The following is a 24369-nucleotide window of genomic DNA, read 5'->3' as shown; positions in this document are numbered from 1 at the left end:
CGCCGTGCACATTTTTCAAACTTTGCTTTGTTGAAAAAAAGGGCACGGCGCAACACTAGCAGAGGGTTATTGTTGAGCCATTGAGGCATCAAGTCTGTCGGTGATATTGTCGCGTATCCACTTCGGGTCAAGCCACTCCAGCGGGGTGACCTCAACGCCGCCCACCATAATTCCAAAGTGCAGGTGGTCGCCAAACGCAAGCCCTGTGGTGCCCGTATGGCCAAGAAGCTGCCCCTTCTGCACCACATCGCCAGCGTTGACCACAAAATCATTGAGGTGAGAGTAGAGGGACATAAGCCCCAGACCGTGATCAATCACAACTATATTGCCATAGATGCCGAGATCGCCGCTGAAAATGACCCGACCGCTGTTGGCGGCGGGCACTTCGGCATTACGTATTGATGCAAGGTCAAAGCCAAGATGATAGGATTCGCCAACCTGTTTGCCCTGGTAACTGTAAAAGCGATGGTCAGCAAAACCCGCGCGCGGCGCGGAGCGGGGCAAGCGTGTAAAAACGCCGCTCCACAGCATGGCCGAGGCAGTATCTTTGCTTATATTGCGCAGTTCCTCGACGTTGGCGGCCCGCACCTGATTATTGATATACAGATAGCATTCAAGAGGGTTGGCTGCATTGGGAGCCAGATGGCGCAACTTGCCCTCCACGGTCAGCAAAAAATTGTCGGTCAGTTCCAGGCTGTCGCCTTTGAAAGTCCGTTCAAAGGCCATGACGGTCAAACGGCTCTTGGTCACGTTGCCCGCAAGGTCGGTGGCAGTGATTTCCACACTGTTTTTGAAATCTTTGGCCGTCATAGTGTACGGGTAGGGGAAAAAGCAGATGTAGCTGCCGTCTTTTTGCAGGTAGCCGGGAACAAAATAACCGGCCACAAGGACGCCGCTGGTGGTCACCTCTTCATCAATGGTGTAGCGCACAACGGCAGCGCCGCCACGGCGCACGTTGGGAGGCAGTGTTTTGACCGAAATACGCGGGGGCTGTGTGTCAAGGCGCATGGGAAGCTGCAACGTACGGGTATTGCCCTGGCCAAAACCGGCAAGCGAGCCGTCAGTGGCGCGTATTTCAAGGTCAAAGGCGCCTTCGCGAAGGTTAGCGTCCTTGAGGGAAACTTCAACAGTACGTTCAGGCAGGTATTGATCAAAATGTTTGTTAAAAATAACGTTAAGCACGTTATTTTTTTTCACGCCCACTGTAACAGACCTGATTCCTGAAACATCCTGCATGTTGATCTTAAGCACACTGGCGGGGGAAACTCTGCCTGTGTTGGGAGAAACTTCAATAATGGGACCTTCAAGGTCCTTGAAAAAAGTATAGCCGCCCACTCCTAGAACGACCAACACCAGAACTCCAAGCACAGTTGAAAACATACTTTTCTTTCGCATTGCAGGCTCCTCATTAAGCTCGAGAAAAAGCCTTGCATAAAGACCGCCAATTTTCAAGGAAAAGTCTGGAAGATTTATAAAGTCTCGCGGCGCGGTGGCGTGCATTGACTTGAGGGTAAAAATCTGTTTTCACTTCCGCAGTATGCAAAACAGCAGACATCCAGGCATAAGAGCGCCAGAGCGCGCGGCAGCCTCCCCAGTGGACCCCAAACGTCTGCGGAGGCGCATGGTGCGCGAGCAACTTGAAGCCAGAGGCATTACTGACGCGGAGGTCTTGGCCGCCATGGGCGCCGTCCCGCGGCATCTTTTTGTGCAGGAGGCCCTGCGGGCGCAGGCCTATGAAGATACGCCCCTTCCCATAGGCTATGGACAAACCATCTCACAGCCTTATGTTGTGGCTCTGATGAGCCAGCTTCTGGAAGTACGCAGAGGCATGCGGGTGCTGGAAATCGGCACGGGCTCGGGCTATCAGGCCGCGATACTGGCGACTATGGGCTGCACGGTTTTTACGGTGGAACGGCTGCGCGAACTCTATCAAAGCACTGCAAGCCTCTTACGGCAGCTGGGACTGCGCGGCATTCACATGCAGCGGCGTGACGGCACCCTGGGGATGCCCGAGGCTGCGCCGTTTGACCGTATTATTGTTACGGCAGGTGGACCGGAGGTGCCGCGTCCCCTGACGGATCAGCTTGATGAAGGCGGCATTTTGCTTATTCCTGTGGGGCCGCGTCCTCGCGCGCAAAGGCTTATGCGCCTGCGCAAAGAGCAGGGACGCATGCTGAGTGAAGATATGGGCCCCGCCATTTTTGTGGACCTGGTGGGCGACCACGGCTGGTAGCCATACAGGTGCCCGTCAAAAATAAGGAGATATCATGGCTTCCTGTTCCTCCTGTTCCTCGTCTTCTTCCTGCCCAAGTTCAACGGGCAAGGGGGGCGATGGAAAGTGCAATGATCCTGCAGCTCTGCAGGACAAGGTTATAGCCGACAGGCTAGGCCACATCCGGCACAAGATTTTTGTCATGAGCGGCAAGGGCGGGGTAGGCAAGAGTTCGGTTACCGTTAATACGGCAGCCGCTTTGGCCCGTCGTGGTTTCAAGGTCGGCATCCTTGATGTTGATATGCACGGGCCGAGCGTGCCCAATCTTCTTGGCCTCACCAGCACGGTTGAAATGGATCCGGCTGGCGAACTCATGCTGCCTGCGGTCTATAATGAAAATCTCTCCGTCATCTCAATGGACTCCCTGCTTCAGGATAAGGATCAGGCAATCCTGTGGCGCGGCCCCAAAAAGACGGCCGCCATACGCCAGTTCATTTCGGACGTTAAGTGGGGGGATCTCGACTTTCTGCTCATTGACTCGCCTCCAGGAACTGGCGACGAGCACATGACCGTTATGCAGTCCATCCCCGATGCGCTGTGCGTGGTAGTGACGACGCCCCAGGAAATTTCACTGGCCGACGTACGCAAGGCCATCAATTTTCTTCAGTACACCAATTCAAACGTGCTGGGCGTAGTGGAAAACATGAGCGGCCTGGTCTGCCCGCATTGCCATCAGGAAATAGACATTTTCAAAAAGGGCGGCGGAGAAGAACTTGCCAAGAAGTATGCGCTGAAGTTTCTGGGCGCTGTGCCCCTGGATCCGACTACCGTGGTGGCGGCCGATCGCGGCGTGCCTGTTGTGTATCTTGAAGCAGACAGCCCGGCCAAGACAGCATTTCTGCAACTGGCCGACGCCATCGCTTCTGCCTGCGACACCAGCCTGGAAGCCCTGGCCTCCACGCATGCGTAGCCCCGGAAAACCGCTGCCTGAAACATTCAACGGCTGACTGATGACGCGCAGGCCAACTTACTGCGTTCAGTGCGGGATTTTTCGCATTTTTGATACGTGCGAAACCCCATTGAGCCTTTAGCGCAAAAAAGCTAAACTCCCCTGCCGGGCTTTAAGTGCCCCGGCAGGGGAGTTTTTTTCTTCTTTTCTCCTATTTGCTTTTATGTTATTTGGACAAAAAATCTTGGGGAGCGTCAGAAAGAACTACATGCTTAATCTTGCTAATAAAATTACGCTATTACGTATTCTTATGACCCCTCTGGTAGTTTTGCTACTGTATTTTGAGGGGCCGGTTACCTGTAAACTCGCTACCTTGGCCTTTATTTTTGCTTCGCTGACCGACTGGGCCGATGGCTATGTTGCCCGCCGTTCCAACATGGTCACAAGCATGGGCAAGTTTCTGGACCCCTTGGCTGATAAAGTACTGATCTGTTCCGTTCTCATCATGTTTGTTAAGCTTGGCTGGGCTCCGGCCTGGGTTGTCATCATTATGGTCTGCCGTGAACTGGTGGTCACCGGCCTGCGCACCATCGCCATTGACGAAGGCATAGTGCTTGCCGCCGACAAGTTCGGCAAGGCCAAAACCATTCTGCAAATTTTTGCCATCGTGCCGCTCATACTGCATTATCCACTATGGGGTATGGACCTCAGCCCCATTGGCGAGTGGCTCTTGTATGCAGCTCTGGCGTTGGCCCTCATCTCAGGCTCCAATTACTGCTATGATTTTTACCGCCGGACACAGGCGCGTAAGGATTCCGACAAAGTATGAGCACGTTGCAGATACGCCTCAAAAACTGCATCCAGACCATTCTGGAATTGGAACCCGACATGCGCGCCGGGGTCTGGGGGCGTTACTTTGATATGGAACTCAATTCGCTAAAGGATTACCTTGCACAGGTGGATCAGATGAAACTGGCCGAAGAGGACGTGCGACGACTTGAAAACGCCACAGCGACCTTTTTGGCTGAACTCAAGCTTTCCCGCAAAGGAAAGCCCCAAAATAAGCGGCTGTTGCAGTAATGTTCTGGCGCTCTTTTATTCTTGTAGTGCTTGGTCTCATAAGCATCGTGCTTTTTAGCCGAACGGTATGGGGGCCTACGGGCTTGATTGAATACCGTGAACTCAAAAAACAATATGCCGACCTGGAAAAACAGATAGCTGACCTGGATAAGGAAAACATGGCCCTCAGCCGTGAAATCCGCCTCCTGCAGTCCGACAACCAATATGTGGAAAAAGTGATCCGGCAGCGCCTGCACTATGTGCGAGATAACGAGGTGCTCTACCTCTTTGACGCATCGGCCAAACCCCATCGGGAGCCGTAATATATGACGGAAAAAATAGAATGGTATAAAGAAGTTCTGGAACTCGAACCCAACTCCAAGGTTTTTTTTCCTCTGGCGCGCCTGTTGGTGGAAGAAGGGCATTCCGAAGAGGCTGTGGCCGTTTTGGAGCAGGGGCTGGCGCGACACGACGAGTTTCTTGAAGCGCGACTCTTTCTGATAGAACTGCTTTATAAAACGGGCCAGCAAAACGCTTGCGAGGCCCAGGTAGAAAGGCTCAGCCGCATGTTCACGGCCTATTCGGGGTTCTGGCAGGCGTGGGCCGCCACTACTCTGACCTCGGGCCAGTCCCCGGACACGGCTGCCGTTATGCGGTTTCTGGCTCTCAATTTTGCAAAAGGGCCAGTGTCGTTGCGCGAGGTGCTGAATCAGGGCGTCACCAGCCTGATCGGGCACGATGCGCCAGCAGCAGGGCCCGACACACGCCACTCGGCACTGGATGAATCGAAAAATCTTCAAGTTTCACATGAAGATTCTACCAGTACACATGCGCCCGAACGTGAAGCATCGCCATCGTCCGGATCAGCTGCACTGTCGTCTCCTCCCGGACAACAGGATATTCCCGCTCAGCAGGAGCACCACGCACCCGCTCAATCGCAGGATGCCACTGCTGCCCATATCGCGGGAACGGATGAAGACGCATTCTCTGCCGTCCGGCAGGCCCACGGGCATCTGACGCATGAAGACCTCGGCACAGATTCAGAGGTTGCTGACCATCTGGTTCATGAAAAACTGGATGCGTTTGATCCGGATGAAGACGAGGACGCCGCGCCTCTGGCAGTGCCCCTGCATTCCAAAACTGCACGCTCTTTCGGCCATGACGCTGTGGATGCGCCCTCACAGAGCCCCTTTGCCCATGATGAAGCTTCAACTGCGGAAAACGCAACTGACGGAGCCGCGCATACCGGTGAAGAGGCTGACGACACTGAGGAGCGTTTTTCTCTGCGGACGCGCTCAATGGCTGAAGTGCTGGCAGAACAGGGGGACATCAAGGGGGCGCTGGATATTTATCATGAGCTGGCCGCTGCGGCCACCGCACCGGAAGAGAGTGCCGATCTGCGGCAGCGTATAGCCACACTGAACGCGCGTCTGGGCAGCGCGCCGCCTGTGGAGCAGACGCAGGAGCCCGCCGAAACTGGGGGATCCACCGGCAAGGATAAGCTTATAAGCATGCTTGAGGCCTTGGCCGAACGGGTTGAGGCCAGGGCGCACAGCTAAACCATTATCAAGGCCGATTTCGCATTATATGCAGCCAGAGGCAAAGCAGCTGATCTTTGTCTGGTGGCTTTTACCATTCGCGCAGGACAGATGACGATTTCTTGCGGACTGTTCTAAAGCTGAGGGAGAATACGGTGTTCAAATCATATCTGCGGACCATACTCATGCTGGTTACCGCTGCATTTCTGGTTACAGGATGCAGTTCATACCAGCCAACCAAAAATGTGTGGAAGTCCACCAAGGGCTTCTGGAACACCTATGTCAGCCCGCCAGCATCGGTGGACTATGACGAAAAAGGCGAACTTTCACCGCAGGCTCTGGCTCTGACCCACAGCATGATGGGGATTGACGTGGAGCTGAACCGCCTTGAACGCGTCATGCTCAATGCCGACAAGCCCCCGACTCGTGACTGGATCTCTGCATTTTTCACCAATTTCCCCTGGGTCAGCGGTTTTGCCGGCGTAAAATACGACGGCACCATCCTTGGTCAGGAACCTGCCAATCCAATGAAGCAGCTGGATTTCATCCCTTTGCTTTACGAAGACAAAAAGCAGAGCAGCCGTGCTCTCCGCGCCGATGTTCAGCCCTCGCCGCTGGGACCGGAGATTTTGCTTGCTGCTCCCCTGTATGACGGCGTCGACTTTCTTGGCGTGGTTGCGACCTACTTCGATATGCGCGCCCTCATGCAGTACTCCAGCAGCTCGGAAAATGTGGTCATCCTTTCCCCCAACGCGCTGTTGTGGCCAGGAAAGTATGATTTTGCCGCCACCCCCTTGGCAGGCGTGAACTGGGAAGAGGTTGTTACAAAAAGCTCTTCCGGCACGTGCACCAACGTAAACGGCACCTTCTATTACATGGTGCGTTATCTTGGTAATTTGCCTCTGATTTTCGCTGTGGCTGAAAAGGGCAATTTCCCTGAAGGCAGCGGCAGTGTGGAGCAAGGCCTGGCCTTCTTCCCCAAGGAACGCCCCAAGCTTCCTCCGCCGCCCCAGCCTGAGCGCAAGAGCAAAAAACTGGGCCCGGACGCCGTCGCCATGCCCACCCCCGCTGATGCCGTCAACGCTTCGGGGCAGCCGTCCGCACAGACTGCGGGCGGAGCTTCCCACGACATCCAGCCTGGCAGCGGCGACAGTGTTTTGCTCAAAAACAAAAGATCTGAAAAAGCCAAGGTTCAGGAACGCCAGCTTGAAGGCGAGAATGTCCCCGTTGAAAGGGCTCAAAAACCCAGACGTGAGGCCGCGCCGCAAACCAGACCTGGCGGACTTGGAGCTCCGGAAGCGGATATCCCCAGAGTCGTCGCGCCAAGCCCCTTCGGCCCGCGTGAAGAACAGCCTCGCGTTGTTGCGCCGAGCCCCTTCGGCCCGCGTGATAATGACGAATCAAAGGGCAAGGCCGATGACGTGAAGCCAGATGATTTAACATCCGGTTCCACTCAAAACCAGCCTGCAGAGGCGGCTGCCAAGCCGGAAGCGCAGGCAGAGAAAGCCCAGCCTCAAAAGCAGGAGTCGTCTGCGCCCGCTGAAAGCGCGGCCCCGGCCAAGTCCGAAGAATCATCGGGCGCCCCAGCCGCGCCGGATGTTTTGCCAGGCGGACGGCCAAGTCCCTTTGGGCCTCGGAACTGACGCATATCAATACAAACTTGCGCCGCCCCGGGGCGGCGCAAGTTTTATGTTCTCAGAACTATTTTTCTGTTGCAGGAGGCCATATGGCTGACATCACGGTCACGGAACATCTGCTGCTGCACCAAAAGCGCACTCCACAGGCCACCGGACAATTTACCGGGTTGCTCTACGACCTCATCCTTTCGGGGAAAAGCATCTCACGCCGCATCAACAAAGCCGGACTTCTGGATATTCTCGGCGGCACGGGAGAAGTTAACGTGCAGGGCGAGAACGTGCAAAAGCTGGACACCATCGCCAACCGCATCATGCTGTACCGGATGGAGCGCTGCGGCGCTTTATGCGCGATGAGTTCTGAAGAAGAAGCTGAGCTTATTCGCGTCAGCCCGGAATTCCCACGGGGCGATTACATTCTCATCTTTGACCCTCTTGACGGTTCGTCCAATATTGACGTGAATATCAACGTGGGCACCATCTTTTCCATTTTGCGGCGTCCAGAGGGGCATTCTGGTGAAGTGACCCTGGATGAGGTGCTGCAACCGGGCCTCAAGCAGGTGGCTGCGGGGTATATCCTCTATGGCCCCTCCACCATGCTGGTGCTCAGCACGGGGCAGGGCGTGCACGGCTTCACCCTTGACCCGGGGGTGGGAGAATTTCTGCTTTCGCACCCCAATATGTGCATCCCCAAACAGGGTTCCATCTATTCCGTCAACGAGGGCAACTGGAAGAATTGGGACGCGCCCGCGCGCGAAGCCGTCAACTGGTTCCACGGGTGTGAAACTTCGGACGGCACGCCTTATTCTTCCCGTTATGTGGGAGCGCTTGTTGCCGATTTTCATCGAACCCTCATTAATGGCGGCATTTACATGTACCCGCCAAACATTCATAAGCCCAACGGCAAGTTGCGTCTTATGTGTGAAGCCGCCCCTCTGGCCTTTCTTGCTGAACAGGCCGGAGGCAAGGCCAGTGACGGCAGGGGGCGCATTCTTGAAAGGGTGCCGGACCGTCTGCACGCGCGCACGCCCCTGTTCATCGGCTCCGCAAAGGATGTAGAGGCTGTGGAAAATATTTATGCCCGGCATGCCAACCTGGCTGCTTTCTAGTAAATGGTCGTGACGCCGGAGCCGCGCCTGCCGCGGCTCCGGCTTTTATTGTAAAAGCGAGATCATATAATGCTTTGCCTTGGAGTTGAAAGCTCCTGTGATGAAACTGCATTAGCTCTGGTAGAAGATGGGCGGCTGGTGGATTCCGTTTTGGCCACCCAGGCGGACATGCATGCCCTGTTTGGCGGCGTGGTGCCAGAATTGGCCTCGCGTGAACACTACCGCTACGTTGGCTCTTTGTTTGACGCATTGATGCGCCGGAGTGGCAAAAAGCCCTCAGAGATTGATCTGGTGGCTGTGGCACGGGGGCCTGGGCTGCTGGGCAGCCTGCTGGTGGGGGTAGCCTTTGCCAAAGGGCTCGCTCTGGGCCTTGGGGTGCGCCTGCTTGGCGTCAATCACCTTCATGCCCACCTGCTTGCGGTCGGACTGGAGCACCCTTTGGCTTTTCCTGCCCTGGGGCTGCTTGTTTCCGGCGGTCATACCCATCTTTATCGCATGGAAGCCCCCTGGAAATGCGTCACTCTTGGGCGCACGCTGGACGACGCCGCTGGCGAGGCTTTTGACAAAGTGGGCAAAGTACTTGGCTTGGCTTACCCTGGAGGGCGGCTCATGGACGCGCTGGCGCGTGAAGGCAATCCAGACGCTGTGATCTTTCCGCGCCCCTACCTTGATAACGACAATCTGGACTTCAGTTTCAGCGGCCTGAAAACGGCAGCCAGCAGCTACATCCAGCAGAAGCTGCAACCTGCCGCCTGGCCGCTTCCCCTATGCTCGGTGGCCGATGCCCCCCAGGCGCTGAAAGACTGCTGCGCCGCCTTTAATGCGGCGGTTGTGGATACGCTCTGCGTGAAAACCAAAAGAGCTCTGGACAACAACCCGCAACTGAGCACGCTGGTTCTGGCGGGCGGGGTGGCCTGCAACTCGCTGTTACGCCAGCGTATTGCGGATCTAATGGAAAGCAGGGGAGGCAGGGCTATTTTTCCGAGTCCCCACCTTTGTACTGACAACGCGGCCATGATCGCCTACGCCGGATGGCTGATTGGAAAAGAAGGGTATTTTCATACCTTACAGATGGAAACCATCCCGCGCGGGCGTACTGTCCCGGATGATATGCTGCGCTGCTGAAAGTCCGCCAACAACCAGTCAGAAACATGAGATTGTCTTGACAGTCAGGTCGTTGGAAACTACTCTTAGTCAATACAAAGGTCTTGGGTTTTTTCACCCCGGACCCTAGTTTTCCGCTTCTGCACGCTGCCTTACAGGCATGCAGGGCGACACATAGCAACCTAAGGAGTATAGTAATGGCTGAACAGGTCACTGATGCCACCTTTGAGAGTGTTGTCCTCGAGTCCGATCTGCCGGTTCTGCTTGACTTCTGGGCTCCCTGGTGCGGCCCCTGCCGTGCTGTTGGCCCCATTATTGATGAGCTTTCCACCGAGTATGCGGGCAAGGTGCGCATCGTTAAGATGAACGTGGATGAAAATCCCGCTACCCCCACGAAGTTCGGCATCCGGGCTATCCCCACGCTGGTGCTTTTTAAGAATGGCGAAACCATCGAACAGATCACTGGCGCTGTAACCAAGGCCGCCATGAAAGACCTGCTCGACAATAAGGCTCTGGCATGAAATCCTATGATGCCGTTGTGATCGGCGGCGGTCCTGCCGGCGTTACCGCAGCCATGTATCTGGCGCGGTCCGGTTGCAGCGTCCTTTTGCCTGAGCAGCTGACCTCCGGTGGGCAACTGCTGCAGACTGAGGCGCTGGAGAACTATCCGGGCTTTCCCAAAGGCATCAAGGGCTACGAGCTTGCCGACCTTTTTACTGCGCATCTTGAAGGTTTGACGGTAGACCGACCCGCCATAGTGGTTGAATCCATTTCCGGTTCGGCGGGTCAGTTTACCGTGCATACTGCTGAAGAAGACTATTTGTGCAAAACGGTGCTTGTGTGCTCTGGCGCCAAACACCGCCAACTTGGCCTTGAAGGTGAAGACAGGCTGCGCGGGCGTGGGGTTTCGTACTGCGCCCTTTGTGACGGCAACTTCTTTCGCAACCAGACAGTAGCTGTGGTTGGCGGCGGTAACGCGGCAATGGAAGAAAGCCTGTATCTTTCCAAAGTAGTAAGCAAGCTTCATCTCATTCACAGGCGTGACAGTTTCCGCGGACTCAAGGTTTATCAGGACAGGCTTGAAAGCATGCCCGACAAGATAGACCTTTTACGCAGTTCCATCATTACCCAGTTGCACGGCGAAGACCACCTGACTGGTCTTACCGTTAAAAACCTCCAGACTGGCCAAGAAAAATTGTTGGCAGTCGATGGGCTTTTTATTTATGTAGGCTTTGCTCCTGTGACAAACTTTTTGCCACAAGGCATTGAGCTTGACGAACAGGGTTTTATTGTGACTGATACGGAAATGCGCACCAATATCCCCGGCATTTTTGCCGCTGGCGACATTCGCTCCAAGCTTTGCCGCCAGGTCATCACTGCCGCCGGCGATGGCGCAACCGCCGCACAAGCGGCATTTGTCTTCCTGGAACAGCTCCATGCATAAAAAACTGCTACGCTCCATTTTGCTTGCCATGAGTATGCTCATGGTTTCCGGTTGCGGCATCATTGATATGATCTATCTTCCGCCAGCCGAAGACACCGCGCAAGAAATCTTTGAGGCCGCCAACGACGCCATGAGTGAAAAAAACTATGTGCGTGCCGTGGAGCTGTACAATAAACTGCGCGATACGTATCCATTCAGCCCTTATACCATTGATGCAGAGCTGTCATTGGGCGACGCCTACTTCCTCGATGAGGAATACGAACTGGCCACTGAAAGCTACAAGGACTTTGAATCCCTGCACCCAAGGCATGAGGCCATACCTTACGTGCTGTATCAGACGGGCATGTCCCTGATGAAGCAGTTCCGCTCCGTTGACAGAGCGACCACCGAGCTTCAGGAAGCCTACGATTACTTCAACAGGCTGCACCAGATGTATCCTGATTCTCCGTACGCCAAGGGCGCCGAAGAGCACATGCTTACCTGCCGCAAGCTTATGGCTGAGCATGAACTCTACATCGCCGACGTCTTCTGGCACATGAAGAAATATGGCCCTGCCTGGCACCGTTATGAATTCATCATAAAGAATTTCCAGGACGTGCCAGAAGTGTCAGAACACGCCAAAGAAAAAAGCCTGGCAGCCTACCACAACTATAAAGAAGAACAGGCTGTAGAAACGCGGCAAAAGCGTCAAGGCTCTTGGCGAGAATGGTTTAAGTGGTTGTAACAAAAATTAAAGCCCCTTCGGGGGCTTTTTTTTACCAGTGGAGTCATCATGGCCGTGCCCTCGGAAGCCAGTACTGAAAAAAATCGTGCAGCGCTTGCATCGCTGTGGGCCGCCTTTGCCCTGACGTCCATCAAGCTCATTGTCGGTTTGCACACCAACAGCCTCGGCATTTTGTCCGAAGCATTGCACAGTGGTCTGGATCTTCTGGCAGCGGCCATGACTCTGGCGGCGGTACGCATAGCCTCCAAGCCGGCCGATGCGCGTCACCCCTACGGCCATGGCAAAATTGAAAATCTTTCAGCCCTGGCCGAAACGCTGCTTTTGTTTCTGACCTGCTTCTGGGTTGTGTACGAGGGCGTGCAACGTCTGATGACTGGTGAAAGCCCTGTGACGCCATCTTTATGGGGCGTTGGCGTCATGGCTCTTTCCATAATCATTGATGTGAACAGGGTACGCATACTGCGTCAGGTGGCCAAAAAATATAAAAGCCAGGCGCTTGAAGCGGACGCCCTGCATTTTTCCACTGATATCCTGTCTTCGGCAGTGGTGTTGGCAGGGGTTCTCGCAGTATGGGTGGCTTCAGTTCTCAGCCTGCCAGACCCTCTGCACCAAATTCTGGTTCAGGCTGACACTGTGGCCGCACTGCTGGTGGCAGCGATAATCTTTCGCGCCAGTGTTCGCATGGCCATGCAGGCTGTCGACACGCTGATGGATACCGGCTCCACACGCGAACAGCAGGCCGTCATTGCGGCTGTAACCAGGGTAAAGGGCATCACTGATGTCCGTGATGTGCGCCTGCGCACCAGCGGCCCCACCAGCTTTGTGGACCTGACTGTCGGCGTGGAGCCGGGCATAAAGGTCAGTGAAGGCCACCGCCTGGCTCATGAAGCGGAGCAGGCCGTGGCGCTTGTGCTGGAAGGTGCGGACGTGACCGTCCATGTGGAACCGCACAGCGGCGATGCCGACAGGCACTGCGATCCTTTTGCGCAGGTGCAGTATACAGCCTGGAACCATGGCCTTGCCGTGCATAACGTGCATATTCTTCGCGCGGCTGAGGTCTGCCATATAGACCTGCACGTGGAGCTTCCCGGCGACTTGCCTTTTGTTCAGGCCTACGAAAGGGTCAAGAATTTTGAAAAAGCCTTGCATGCCGCAATTCCGCAAATGGAGGTGGTGAGCCACCTTGAGCCGGAAGGAGCAGCCTGCGCCCTGGCCTATGGAGCCTCTGTATCGTTGTCATATGCGGAAATGGCCTGGCGTGAAATTGAAATCGCCATTGCCAAGGAGCCGCTGGTCACAAAACCTCACAAATTTTCAGTCTACGAATTGCCGGAACAGGGCGTCTGCATCTGCTTTCATTGTGATATAGCGCCAGCATTGAATGTTGAAGAGGCGCATACGGTTTGTATGCGCCTGGAAAAACAACTACGGCTGGGTATTCCGCAACTGGGGCGTATCATTATCCACATGGAGCCGGGCGTAAAAGCGGCGGAGTAGACCGTCACGTTTTTTTCGCCAGGATACTATGGAGCCTTGATGATTGGCGCTTCAACTCCGGCGGCCTGCGCCAGCGCGCGCCATAAGGCGTCAATGCCCAGTCGGCTGCTGGATGAGGTCAGCACGGGGCAGATGCCCAGTATATCCTGCCATTCCTTTTGCCGCGCCGAGCGTTCACGCTGATTGCATTTGTCGGCTTTCGTCAGTATGGGCACCAGGGAAAGGCGGTTTCTCTGCGCAAACGAGGCAAGATTCAGGTCAAGCTGCTGGGGTGTCAGGCGGCAGTCAAGCAACAGGGCAAGCGCTTTGAGACTGGCGCACTCGACGAGGTACCGTTCCAACAGTTTGGCCCACTTTTCGCGTTCACTATGGCTGGCTCGGGCATATCCGTAGCCGGGCAGGTCCACAAGATAAAAACTCAATGGTTCCACCAGGTAAAAATTGACAGAGCGGGTTTTACCGGGCGTGGAGCTGACCTTGGCCAGTTTTTTTCTGCCAGCCAACGCATTGATAAGAGAAGATTTGCCGACATTGGAACGGCCAGCAAGGGCTATCTGCGCTTCAGGCCGGGTGGTGAGCTGATCCAGTGTATAAGCCGTGCTTTCCAGCGTAAGGCTGACAGCCATAAAAACCTCATGTGATGCTTGAGAGTTGAGTATTGACAAGTGCTCAATTTTCGGCAAAAATTTACAGTTCGGAAACGTGATTTCCTTCAAAGCACTTCCGTACAAGGTAGCCGCTCTTGCCCCAGTTGGCAAATGACCGGCCTTAATGCCAGTTTATGCCGATAAGCGGCGACAAGTAGGAGGTAACTATGTATTCAACCACGGATTTTCGCAAGGGTCTTAAAATTGAAGTAGAAGGCATCCCTTACGAAATTGTGGACTTTCAGCACTTCAAGCCCGGCAAGGGCGGCGCTATGGTACGCACCAAGCTGCGTAACATCCTCACCGGCCGCATGCAGGACATCACCTTCCGCTCCGGTGAAAAGGTCGGCAAGCCCGATCTTGAAACCCGTGACATGCAGTTCCTGTATCGCCAGGATGACGAGCTTATTTTTATGGATATGACCACATACGAGCAGCTGCAAATGTCCCTCGCAACGACTGACGGCAAAGAGGGTTTTTTGAAGGACGGTCAGGAATGCCGCGTGCTGCTGTACAAGGGCAGCCCGTTGGACATTGACATTCCGGTAAGCATGGTGCTGACTGTTGTGGAAACCGAGCCGGGCGCCAAGGGCGACACTGTCAGCAATGTCACCAAGCCCGCCAAGCTCGAAACTGGCCTTGTTGTTCAGGTTCCCATTTTTGTTAACGAAGGTGACCGCGTTAAAGTGGACACCCGCTCCAAGGAATACCTGGGCCGGGAATAATGACCGGTTCGGGAGGGTAGCCCCACGGACGCCCATAAATTTAGCCGCGAACTTCTTGGCCTTTTTCTGCTCTTCTGGGCGCTGCTGCTTTTGCTCAGCCTGCTCAGCTTTGACGCCAATGACCCCAGCCTTAACCATGTGGTCAGTGGAACAGTTGAAGTGCACAACAAGGCGGGCCTTTTTGGCGCGTACACTGCGGGTTTTCTTAACGATGTATTTGGCGTGGCCGCCTTCCTGTGCCCATTGGTTTTTGGCGCACTGGGAGCGGCCTACGTTTCTCCTGCCTATGGCATGCACTGGTGGCGCTGGTGCGGCTTCTTTCTGCTGACGATCTGCCTGCTTGTCACTGGCGCTGCCTGGGATTTTTCCTTCGGCGACGTGTGGGGCGGCGGCATGGTTGGCAGCGCTCTGCACCGCAATGCCAGCCTCTACCTCAGCCCTGGCGGCTCAGCCATTGTCTGGATTTTTATTTTTCTCGCCGGGCTGCAACTGGCCTGGAACATCTCCTGGTTCAGTTTGGGCGGGCGGTTGCTTCACGCCTTGCGCGAACGCCTGGAAGCCCGATTGGCCGCCGCCGACGGGGCTTCCCAGCCTGAAGCCGCTGGCAAGAATGTAAGCAAGGCTGGCAAGTCGGGATCTGTGCAGTCCGCCCGCCAACAGGTGCAGCCTGAAATAGTGCAGCACACCCTGACTCCTGTGCAGGAAGAAAAAACGGCTGCCGCATCAAAATTCAAATTTTCCTGGCCCGACTGGTCGTTTTTGGCCCGGTGGCGCGACAAATTGGGCGATATTCACCCAACTGCGGACTCGCTGCCGGATGTCTATGACGTCAATAGCGAAAAAACTTCCGCTTCAGACAAGGTAGCGGGGAACACCCCCGAACCGGCGGCTCCGCTTGTGGCCGCAAGTGAAGATCATGAAGACGATCCATTTGCAATCGCGCAGGACCTCAATGGTCAGCCGCTGGTAAAGGGAGCAAGCCGCTCCGGCAAGGCTCCTTCGGCGGCCCAGTCGTCTCACTATGGCCCCACTGCTGATGATTACGGCAGCACTATAGACGACACGTCCAGCGAGGCTGGACCTGCATCCGCACCGTCAGCGGCCAAAGAAAGGGCTGCAGCGTCTCGCGCCCAGGACTCTTCCGCAAAGACCGGGCTTGTGGACAAAATTACTGCGCCATTTCGTAAAAAAGCCGCCATCCCGCTTCCCGGTCTTGACCTGCTGGCTCCTCCATCGCCCCAGGCGGGCGGGCTCAGCCGTGAAGATCTTCAGGCAAGAGGGCAGACGCTCATGGCCTGCCTCACTGATTTTGACATTCAAAGCGAACTTGTGCGCATAACCCCCGGGCCGGTGGTTACCATGTTTGAAGTTCGCCCGGCTCCCGGCATCCGCGTAAGCCGCATCGCCAACCTGACCGATGACCTTGCGCTGGCCCTCAAGGCGGTGGCCATTCGCATTCAGGCGCCCATTCCCGGTTCTGATACCGTTGGCATTGAAATCCCCAATGAACAACGCGAAACCGTAAACTTTCGCGAGCTTGCCTCCTGCGAGGCCTTCCGCACAGGCTGCGGTCCCCTGACCATGATTCTTGGCAAGGACATTGCCGGCAAGCCATTTATGGCCGATCTGACCCGCATGCCTCACCTGCTTGTGGCCGGAGCCACAGGCGCGGGAAAAAGCGTATGCCTTAACGGCATCCTCGTCAGTCTGCTCTACCGTACCCAGCCGCAGGACATGCAACTTCTGCTTATCGATCCCAAGCGCATTGAAATGGCTGTTTATGCGGATGCGCCCCACTTGGTGCATCCTGTTGTTACTGAAATGAACGAGGCCAAGAACGCCCTGGATTGGGCCGTTCATGAAATGGACCGCCGCTATGCGGCCATGGCGCGTCTTGGCGTACGCAACGTCGCGGGCTTTAATCAAAAGCTTTCCGCCTACAAGGACGACTTGCCCCCTGATTTTTCAGACCTGGAGCCTTTGCCCTATCTGGTCATTGTCATTGACGAACTCGCTGACCTCATGATGACGGCCGCCCGCGAGGTGGAAACCAGCATCGTACGTCTGGCGCAACTGGCTCGCGCCGCTGGCATCCACCTGATTCTGGCGACGCAACGGCCAAGCGTGGACGTCGTCACGGGCCTGATCAAGGCAAACTTTCCCTGCCGCATATCCTTTCAGGTGACCTCCAAGCATGACTCGCGCACCATCCTTGATCAGGTGGGGGCCGAACATCTTCTTGGCCGTGGGGACATGCTGTTCAAGCCCAGCGGTGGACGGCTGCAACGTCTGCACGGCCCCTTCTTGAGTGATGAAGAAGTGCAAGACGTCGTGAATCACTGGAAGCGCCACTTAAGCCCGTCCTATAAGGTGGATTTCGCTCAATGGGGGCTTGATGCCGCCATGGGGGGCGCAAACGGCGGTGGTGGCGACGCAGCCCAGGACCCGTTGTATGGCGAAGTACAGATTTTTGTAAGCGAGCAGGGCCGGGCGTCCATATCCCTTGTGCAGCGCCGCTTCAAAATCGGCTTCAACCGGGCGGCGCGTCTGGTGGAGCAGTTGGAACACGACGGCATCATTGGCCCGGCGGACGGCAGCAAGCCCCGCGCGGTTGTAAAATGACGGTAAAAATTCTTATTACAGTTTCTTGCCATGTGGTCAAAGCCCTGGTGGGCTGTGGAGGTTGTATGCGTAAGATATGCGCACTGGTGGTCGCCCTGGCCCTGAGTTTTTCCCTAGTTCCGGCTGCGCCGGTATTTGCTGCTGATATGGCCGCAGCCATTCAGGCCCGCTACGAAAAAACCGGCTCATTTTCAGCCGATTTTGAGCAGACCCTCACCCACAAGGAAAGCGGTTCTGTAGAAAAACGGCAGGGTAAACTACTGTTCAAAAAGCCTCTGCTTATCCGCTGGCAGACTGCCAAACCCCACGAAGAAACGCTCGTGGTCACTGGCAAGGAAATCTGGAACTACCTGCCGGATGAAGAGGTCGCTTACCGCTACCCCCTTACCTTGGTGCAAGATTCACGTAGCATTATTCAGGTGATTACGGGGCAGGCCGCCCTGACCAAGGACTTTGACGTTAAGTCCGAGGGCAAGGAAGACGGCCTGGCCAAGCTGCGCCTTTTTCCCAAAGAACCAGCTCCGCAAATGGTTGAGGCCATCATCTGGGTTGAGCCCGACACGGGATATATCAAGAGAGCAAATATACTGGATTTCTACGGCAACGGTAATGAGATCCGCTTCACCAGTTTTGCGCCTGATGTAAACATAAAGGCTTCGGAATTTTCTTTCACGCCCCCAAAAGGCATTGAAGTTGAAGACCGCATTGAACATGCCGTGCCGGAAAAAGAGCTGTTTCAGTAGCACGCTCCTCGTAATAATTTCTGCCAGTTACAGATGACAAGGGCAAAGGCCGTGTCGCATGCGTGCGATGCGGCCTTTGGTACACAAAGCATATCGTCTGAGCACTGCAGCGTGAGACCTGCTCTGCCCCTGGCCGGGCAGCGCCCCTTACGGCCCACAACTGACCACGACCAACCCAACCCCTAAGAAAAAATTTATCAACATAATATAATTGAGTATTTTTGTGCCGGAGCAAGCAAAACATCGTTGTTTTCTGCAACCGTATGAAGTATAATTGTTAACTTGAGCAAATAAGCCCAGCTTTAAGGAGCAGGAAATATGACCGAGGAAAAGTTCGCGGCCTCCATGCAGGAGGAAGGCGTTGAGGATTTTGCCGCCATGCTGGCAGCCCATGAAACTTCTGGACATCGTCTTCAGACTGGCCAGAAAGTGACAGGCACCGTTATCGCCATTACGGGCGACAGCGTGTTTGTTGACGTGGGCATAAAGGTTGACGGCATTATGGAACGAAAAGACATCCTTGACGCAGAAGGCAAGGAAACCGCGGGCCCCGGAGACACCGTGGAGGCATGGGTGATCGGTGTTTCATCACAAGAAATCCGCCTTTCCCGCTCCATGAGCGGCAGCGGAGTGGCTGCGCTGGAAGAAGCGCGTGACGCGGCGCTGCCCGTTGAAGGCCGCATCGCTGGAACCTGCAAGGGCGGCTATTCCGTTGAAGTTATGGGTAAAACCGCTTTCTGTCCCGGCAGCCAGATTGGCCTTGCCGCCACTGAAGAAGCGGAATCCCTTGTGGGGCGCACTCTGCAGTTCCTCGTCATCAGGGTTGAGAACAGGGGGCGCAATATTGTCGTTTCCCGCAGGGCCCTCCTTGACCGCGAACGGCAGGAGCAACTTGAAGTATTGCTTGAAAAACTCAACGTTGGCGACACCGTTGAAGGCAAAATATCCCGATTTGCACCTTTTGGCGCTTTTATGGAGCTGGATTCGGCTGTTGAAGGCATGATCCATCTTTCAGAGCTTTCCTGGTCGCGCGTGGGCGCTCCTGACGAAGCAGTTTCTCTGGGAGACACTGTGCGCGCCAAGGTTCTTTCCATCAGTAAGAATGATAAAGGACAAGTGCGCATCTCCCTTTCACGCAAACAGGCCCAAGGCGACCCCTGGCAGGATGTGGACCAGAAGCTTGAGTCCGGGTCCATTGTGCAGGGGCGGGTAGTGCGCCTGGCTCCCTTTGGCGTGTTTGTTGAAATTCTGCCTGGGATTGAAGGTCTTGCGCACATTTCTGAATTGTCGTGGACCAAACGTATCACAAAACCTGAAGAAATAGTTCAAGTTGGCGACTGTGTCGCCGTGAAAATCAAAGACATCAACAGCGAATCCCGCCGTATTTCACTGAGTTTGCGCGAAGCCGAGGGTGACCCCTGGCAGGACGCAGCCCAGCGCTTTGCCGTAGGATCACTTGTGCAGGGAACGGTCGACGGGCGCAGCCCGCATGGACTCTTCATCGCGCTCGCACCCGGCATTACCGGTCTTTTGCCAGCAGGCGTCATCAAGAACGCCAAAAATTCCGGTCAGTACAGCAAATTGGACAAGGGCGACAGCGTCACCCTAATGGTACAAAATCTCGATACCACTGCGCGTCGCATCAGCCTTGCTCCTGAAGGCTCCGATGCCACGGCAACAGTGGACGACAAGGCTTGGAAACAGCACGCCAATCTTGGCAGAGCTACTGAAAACACCGGGATAAACACACTGGCACAAGCTTTGCATAAGGCTATGCAAAACAAGTAACTAGGAGTTTTTCCATGTTTATAAAAAGATGTTTAACAGGGCTGCTGGCCGTTACCTTTGTGGTGACGGCTCATTTTGCCCAGGCAGTAAACCTGCCGGACTTCAGCGAACTGGCCGCCAAAAGCGGCCCTGCAGTCGTCAATATCAATACTGAAAAAATGGCTGCCAGCGGTGGAGGCTCTGAAGAACTTTTCGGCGAGATGTTCCGCAACATGCCCCCTGGTTTTGATAAATTTTTTGATCAGTTTGGCGGTAGGCGCGATGGCAAAAGGCCCCAATCCAAGCAAAAATCGCTTGGCTCAGGCTTTTTGGTGTCGGCTGACGGCTATATAGTCACCAACAACCATGTGGTGGCCGATGCCGATGTCATTCGTGTTACGCTGGATCAAAAAAACGGTAAAAGCGAGTCCTTTACGGCTACCCTTATTGGGGCTGATGAAGAAACAGATCTGGCCCTCCTGAAGGTCGATGTAAAAAAAGAACTGCCGTTCCTGGTTTTTGGCAATTCCGACGACCTGAATGTCGGCGAATGGCTGCTGGCCATCGGCAACCCCTTTGGGCTGGATCACACGGTAACTGCTGGCATTTTGTCTGCCAAAAACCGTAATATACACGCTGGTCCTTTTGACAACTTCCTTCAGACTGACGCCTCCATCAACCCCGGCAACAGTGGCGGCCCGCTGCTGAACATGCAGGGGCAGGTTGTAGGCATCAATACGGCTATTATTGCCAGCGGGCAGGGTATTGGCTTTGCCATTCCCAGCAACATGGCCGCAAAAATCATCGACCAGATCAAGAGCGGCAAAAAAGTCAGCCGCGGCTGGATCGGCGTAACCATTCAGGATGTTGAAGAAAACGCGGCCAAAGCTTTGGGTATGAAGGACGCCAAGGGCGCTCTTATCGGCAGCGTTATGGAAAATGAGCCTGCGGCCAAGGGCGGCATGAAGGACGGCGACGTAATCGTGGCCGTGGACGGCAAGGATATTGATGACGCATCAGCCCTGCTGCGCGCCATTGCCGAAAAAGCTCCCGGCAGCCAGGCTGTCATCAAGGTTTGGCGCGACGGCAAGACCGTGGATCTTACGGTCACCTTGGGCGAACGCCAGTCCACTTCACAGGCCGCAACCGGAAGCAAGGGTGAAGCCAAGCAAAGCGAAGGGTTGCTCGGCATTTCGGTGCGCCCCCTGAGTGACGCCGAACGCCGCGATATGAAGATTGACAAGAACGAAGGCCTGCTCATCGTTGATGTGGCTGCCAACAAGCCTGCCGCTGAGGCTGACCTGCGCCCCGGAGACATAATTCTCAAGGCGAATCTGAAGCCCGTGAACACGTCTGCAGCGCTGTCAAAAATTGTGAACGAAGAGGGCGTCAAGCGCGGAGCCATCATGCTGCAAATTTCGCGGCGTGGTGATGTTGCCTTCCGCACTGTGCCTCTCGGAAAATAGGGACGGCCCTTACGCCACCCCTTGATTTTGGGGTCGCCTCACAACGGGGCGACCCCTTTTTACGCCCGTGTTTCCGCCTGTCCTTCGCGTGACAAGCCCTAATCCACTATGCTAATTTGTTAAAACAAGCGGAGGTACGTCATGCCTGTAGTTCATGCCAGGGCCGGAGAATTCCCTACGCCGGAAGATCTTGAAAATATTCCTGTTCTAGTCAGCGCCTATTTTACTGAATTTCCCAATCCCGCCGTTCCGGCACAGCGGGTGTCGTTTGGCACATCCGGGCATCGCGGCTCTTCGCTGCTGCAGACCTTTAATGAAGAACATATCTATGCCATCACCCAAGCCGTGTGTGACTACCGCAAGGCCAATGGCATCGACGGGCCGCTCTTTTTGGGTGGCGATACCCATGCTCTGTCGGAGGCAGCCTTTCGTTCGGCCCTTGAGGTGCTGGTGGCCAATGACGTGCAGATCCGCATCGCTCCCGCCGGAATGTACACAGCGACCCCGGCCATTTCGCACGCCATCCTGAGCTGGAATGCCGGGCGCACTACGGGCCTTGCTGACGGCATAGTCATCACTCCTTCACATAACCCTCCGCGCGACGGCGGCTTCAAATATAATCCGCCACATGGCGGCCCGGCAGAAACGCACGTTACTGATCTGATAGAAAAAAACGCCAATGAGTACCTTGAAAAAGGCAATCGTGGCATACAACTGACCCATCTTCGTGCAGCGCTCAGTTCGCCGTTGGTAAAAGAATACGACTTCATCGGCGCCTATGTTGGAAATCTGAGCAAAGTCCTGGACATGAAGGCTATTGCGGCATCCGGGCTGCGCCTTGGCGTGGATCCGCTGGGCGGGGCAAGCCTGCAAATGTGGGAACCCATAGCTGAAACTTATGGCATTGAAATTACTGTAGTCAATAAAGCAGTAGACCCTACATTCCGCTTTGTGCCTTTTGACAAAGACGGAAAAATCCGCATGGACTGTTCTTCACCCTATGCCATGAGCGGTCTTTTGAACATGCGCGATCGCTTCGACCTGGCCGTGGCCTGCGATCCGGATTCAGATCGACATGGCATCGTCACCCGTCAGGAACTCATGAACCCCAACCACTTTTTGTCAGTAGCCGCCTGGTATCTGTTCCGCACGCGTACTGCCTGGCCGGCTGATGCAGGCATTGGCAAAACCCTTGTCACCAGCGCCCTGCTGGACAGGGTGGGGCAGGACATGAAGCTCCCGGTGGTGGAAGTGCCCGTGGGCTTCAAATGGTTTGTGCCATATCTTCTGAACGGCCGTTGCGGCCTGGGATGTGAAGAAAGCGCAGGGGCATCTTTCCTGTGCTTTGACGGCAGCCCCTGGAGCACCGACAAGGACGGCCCCCTCATGTGTCTGCTGGCTGCCGAGATGATGGCAGTTGAGCAGGCGTCCCCTAGCGAGCTGTATGAAAAACTCACCGCGCGCTTGGGCAGCCCCATATACCAACGGCTGGATGCCCCGGCGGATGATCATGTGCGCGCCAAACTGAAGGCGCTGACGCCGGAAAGTGTAGATATGAAAGAGCTTGGCGGTTCGCCGGTTACAGAGGTCATCACCAGGGCGCCAGGAAACGATGCGGCCATAGGCGGCGTAAAGGTTTCCAGCGCTGATGGCTGGTTTGCGGTGCGCCCATCGGGAACCGAGCCTATTTGCAAGGTTTACACTGAAAGCTTTAAGGGTGAAGAACATTTGTGCGACATGCAGAAGGATGCCATTGATTTTCTGGATCGACTGCTCAAATCCTGAACCGAAGAACCGGTAATCTTTGCCGAAATATTTCCTGTCCGGCTCCGTAAGGAGCCGGAATTTTTTTAATAAAGCGCTACTTGATAAAGTAGCCTATGGTGCGCCAGCCGCCGTCTTTTTCCTTTTGCATCAGCAAAGTTTCCACTGCGTTTTTTTTGTGGGCAAAGGCAGTTTGAAAACGAAAAATCGCATATTCCCCATCAGGAACGCCAGGCAGAGTCGTGGTTGTTTCTGAAGACGATGCCTTTCTGGTTATGACATCACCGAAAGGTTGCCGGGCTTTGGGCAGTTTTTTTTCCCATTCCTTCAATTCTATGCCAGTCTTAAATGCTTCGGCGGCCTGATTCCACGTCGCCTGAACATCGCCTTTGTCGGCCAGGGCAAGCCAGACGCTCGCCGCCTCCATTGCCTTGTCTGGCGCGCTTGCGCCGAAAGCGGTTGAAGTGCTGACGCATATGGCAAAAGCAATCAAAGAGCACAAAACAAACTTCCGCATTTCAGCCTCCTTATATATCAACACTTTTTTTCAAAGCAGCAACCTCCGCTGTGGTCAGATGGCGTGCCATCCCCGGTGCAAGCCTCCCCAGTTCCAGTGGCCCCTGCGCAACGCGCTTCAGACGCAGAATGGTCAGTCCAAAATCACGGCACATGCGGCGAATCTGGCGATTGATCCCTTGATGCAGAACCATGCGCATCAGGGTTCCATTTTCAGAAGAACGTGCATCAACTTCCACAGGCATGAGCTTTTCCCCCTCAGCCAGCACCATGCCGCGTCGCATGGCAGTCAATGCCGCACCAGGCACAGCACCCCGCACAAGAACTTCATAGATTTTAGGTTGGTGGTGTCGGGGGTGCGTGAGCCGTTGGGCAAGCTGGCCATCATTGGTCAGCAGCAGCAAGCCTTCCGAAAAATAATCAAGACGCCCGACAGGGTATAGGCGAAGCTTGCGCACGTCCTCCGGCAGATAGTCCATAACAGTAGGGCGTCCCTCGGGGTCACTGACGGTACAAACAACCTGCACAGGCTTGTAGAGCATGAGGTAACAAAAAGTTTGCGCGCCGTTAAGCAGCCGGCCATCAACAGCGACGGCATCATGCGGCTGCACCTGACGGCCAGGGTTGACCTCGGGCACGCCATTAACAACAACACGGCCAGCAAGAATAAATTCATCAGCTTTTCGACGTGAACACAGCCCCGAGGCAGCGATGGCTTTGTTTAAACGCATAGAGCTTTCTAAGCCGGAATCAGAACCAGAAACAGGTTCGAGCGCGGGCAGTGGGTTGCCAGTGTTTTTTCCGCCAGTGGCGCGGTCATGGTCAACATGCCTGGATTGTGAAGGGGTT

General features: G+C 55.2%; 22 protein-coding genes and 1 pseudogene. 19 read left to right on the top strand and 4 right to left on the bottom strand.

Annotation, left to right across the window (positions count from 1 at the left end; translation table 11 throughout):
• Positions 1–66: 66 nt before the first annotated feature.
• Positions 67–1395, bottom strand: coding sequence for a M23 family metallopeptidase (locus BCS36_RS09250; protein WP_291302607.1), 1329 nt, complete (start codon positions 1393–1395; stop codon positions 67–69).
• 226 nt (positions 1396–1621) lie between these two features.
• Between BCS36_RS09250 and BCS36_RS09245 the strand changes: the two genes are divergently transcribed.
• The 13 genes from BCS36_RS09245 to BCS36_RS09185 all read left to right on the top strand — a co-directional run bounded on the left by BCS36_RS09245 (position 1622) and on the right by BCS36_RS09185 (position 13270).
• Positions 1622–2233: a protein-L-isoaspartate(D-aspartate) O-methyltransferase gene (locus BCS36_RS09245; protein ID WP_291302707.1), complete on the top strand. Its 612-nt coding sequence runs from the start codon at positions 1622–1624 to the stop codon at positions 2231–2233.
• Positions 2234–2267: 34 nt separating this feature from the next.
• On the top strand, positions 2268–3182 hold the full coding sequence (locus BCS36_RS09240) for an Mrp/NBP35 family ATP-binding protein (RefSeq protein ID WP_291302606.1): 915 nt from the start codon (positions 2268–2270) through the stop codon (positions 3180–3182).
• Between the two features lie 247 nt (positions 3183–3429).
• Complete coding sequence (gene pgsA / locus BCS36_RS09235) at positions 3430–3990, top strand: CDP-diacylglycerol--glycerol-3-phosphate 3-phosphatidyltransferase (protein WP_291302605.1); 561 nt, start codon at positions 3430–3432, stop codon at positions 3988–3990.
• A complete protein-coding gene (locus BCS36_RS09230; RefSeq protein WP_179981634.1) occupies positions 3987–4241 on the top strand; it encodes a hypothetical protein in 255 nt (84 codons plus the stop codon). The genes pgsA and BCS36_RS09230 overlap by 4 nt, the downstream gene beginning before the upstream one ends.
• A complete protein-coding gene (locus BCS36_RS09225; protein ID WP_291302604.1) occupies positions 4241–4543 on the top strand; it encodes a septum formation initiator family protein in 303 nt (100 codons plus the stop codon). Before BCS36_RS09230 ends, BCS36_RS09225 begins: the two co-directional genes overlap by 1 nt.
• 3 nt (positions 4544–4546) lie before the next feature.
• Positions 4547–5779, top strand: coding sequence for a tetratricopeptide repeat protein (locus BCS36_RS09220; protein ID WP_291302603.1), 1233 nt, complete (start codon positions 4547–4549; stop codon positions 5777–5779).
• A 134-nt stretch (positions 5780–5913) separates the two neighbouring features.
• A complete protein-coding gene (locus BCS36_RS09215) occupies positions 5914–7401 on the top strand; it encodes a hypothetical protein (RefSeq protein WP_291302602.1) in 1488 nt (495 codons plus the stop codon).
• An 83-nt stretch (positions 7402–7484) separates the two neighbouring features.
• Positions 7485–8501 (top strand): class 1 fructose-bisphosphatase, encoded by a 1017-nt coding sequence (fbp, locus tag BCS36_RS09210; protein ID WP_291302601.1) that lies wholly within the window; start codon positions 7485–7487, stop codon positions 8499–8501.
• A 69-nt stretch (positions 8502–8570) separates the two neighbouring features.
• Positions 8571–9626 carry a tRNA (adenosine(37)-N6)-threonylcarbamoyltransferase complex transferase subunit TsaD gene (tsaD, locus tag BCS36_RS09205; RefSeq protein WP_291302600.1) on the top strand — a complete coding sequence of 352 codons (1056 nt, stop codon included), beginning with the start codon at positions 8571–8573 and terminating at the stop codon, positions 9624–9626.
• A 176-nt stretch (positions 9627–9802) separates the two neighbouring features.
• The gene (trxA, locus tag BCS36_RS09200; RefSeq protein ID WP_291302599.1) at positions 9803–10126 is read left to right on the top strand and encodes a thioredoxin; all 324 of its coding nucleotides are present in this window, start codon (positions 9803–9805) and stop codon (positions 10124–10126) included.
• Positions 10123–11049, top strand: coding sequence for a thioredoxin-disulfide reductase (trxB, locus tag BCS36_RS09195; protein ID WP_291302598.1), 927 nt, complete (start codon positions 10123–10125; stop codon positions 11047–11049). The genes trxA and trxB overlap by 4 nt, the downstream gene beginning before the upstream one ends.
• Positions 11042–11773, top strand: coding sequence for an outer membrane protein assembly factor BamD (locus BCS36_RS09190; RefSeq protein ID WP_291302597.1), 732 nt, complete (start codon positions 11042–11044; stop codon positions 11771–11773). Before trxB ends, BCS36_RS09190 begins: the two co-directional genes overlap by 8 nt.
• Positions 11774–11821: 48 nt before the next feature.
• Positions 11822–13270 carry a cation diffusion facilitator family transporter gene (locus tag BCS36_RS09185; RefSeq protein WP_291302596.1) on the top strand — a complete coding sequence of 483 codons (1449 nt, stop codon included), beginning with the start codon at positions 11822–11824 and terminating at the stop codon, positions 13268–13270.
• Positions 13271–13296: 26 nt separating this feature from the next.
• On the opposite strand, the gene yihA is transcribed toward BCS36_RS09185, so the two are convergent.
• Positions 13297–13896: a ribosome biogenesis GTP-binding protein YihA/YsxC gene (yihA, locus tag BCS36_RS09180; RefSeq protein ID WP_291302595.1), complete on the bottom strand. Its 600-nt coding sequence runs from the start codon at positions 13894–13896 to the stop codon at positions 13297–13299.
• Between the two features lie 188 nt (positions 13897–14084).
• On the opposite strand from yihA, the gene efp reads away from it, so the two are divergent.
• The 6 genes and pseudogenes from efp (at position 14085) to pgm (ending at position 23025) form a co-directional block, all read left to right on the top strand.
• Positions 14085–14642, top strand: coding sequence for an elongation factor P (efp, locus tag BCS36_RS09175; protein WP_291302594.1), 558 nt, complete (start codon positions 14085–14087; stop codon positions 14640–14642).
• 9 nt (positions 14643–14651) lie between these two features.
• Positions 14652–17264: pseudogene (locus tag BCS36_RS09170) on the top strand (DNA translocase FtsK); the annotation flags it as partial.
• 65 nt (positions 17265–17329) lie between these two features.
• The gene (gene lolA / locus BCS36_RS09165) at positions 17330–18007 is read left to right on the top strand and encodes an outer membrane lipoprotein chaperone LolA (RefSeq protein WP_291302593.1); all 678 of its coding nucleotides are present in this window, start codon (positions 17330–17332) and stop codon (positions 18005–18007) included.
• Positions 18008–18325: 318 nt separating this feature from the next.
• Positions 18326–19795, top strand: a complete 1470-nt coding sequence (locus tag BCS36_RS09160) for a 30S ribosomal protein S1 (protein ID WP_291302592.1) — start codon at positions 18326–18328, stop codon at positions 19793–19795.
• A gap of 14 nt (positions 19796–19809) precedes the next feature.
• A complete protein-coding gene (locus BCS36_RS09155; protein WP_291302591.1) occupies positions 19810–21240 on the top strand; it encodes a DegQ family serine endoprotease in 1431 nt (476 codons plus the stop codon).
• A gap of 141 nt (positions 21241–21381) precedes the next feature.
• Complete coding sequence (gene pgm / locus BCS36_RS09150; RefSeq protein WP_291302590.1) at positions 21382–23025, top strand: phosphoglucomutase (alpha-D-glucose-1,6-bisphosphate-dependent); 1644 nt, start codon at positions 21382–21384, stop codon at positions 23023–23025.
• A gap of 76 nt (positions 23026–23101) precedes the next feature.
• On the opposite strand, the gene BCS36_RS09145 is transcribed toward pgm, so the two are convergent.
• Both BCS36_RS09145 and BCS36_RS09140 read right to left on the bottom strand, forming a co-directional pair.
• On the bottom strand, positions 23102–23521 hold the full coding sequence (locus BCS36_RS09145; protein ID WP_291302589.1) for a DUF4019 domain-containing protein: 420 nt from the start codon (positions 23519–23521) through the stop codon (positions 23102–23104).
• Between the two features lie 10 nt (positions 23522–23531).
• Positions 23532–24251, bottom strand: coding sequence for a pseudouridine synthase (locus BCS36_RS09140; protein WP_291302706.1), 720 nt, complete (start codon positions 24249–24251; stop codon positions 23532–23534).
• Positions 24252–24369 lie beyond the last annotated feature (118 nt).

Origin of the sequence: Desulfovibrio sp. MES5 (genome assembly GCF_002237645.1) — a bacterium.
GTDB lineage: Bacteria > Desulfobacterota > Desulfovibrionia > Desulfovibrionales > Desulfovibrionaceae > Desulfovibrio.
The sequence above is the reverse complement of the archived record's forward strand: the minus strand, read 5'-3'. Positions and strand labels throughout refer to the sequence as shown.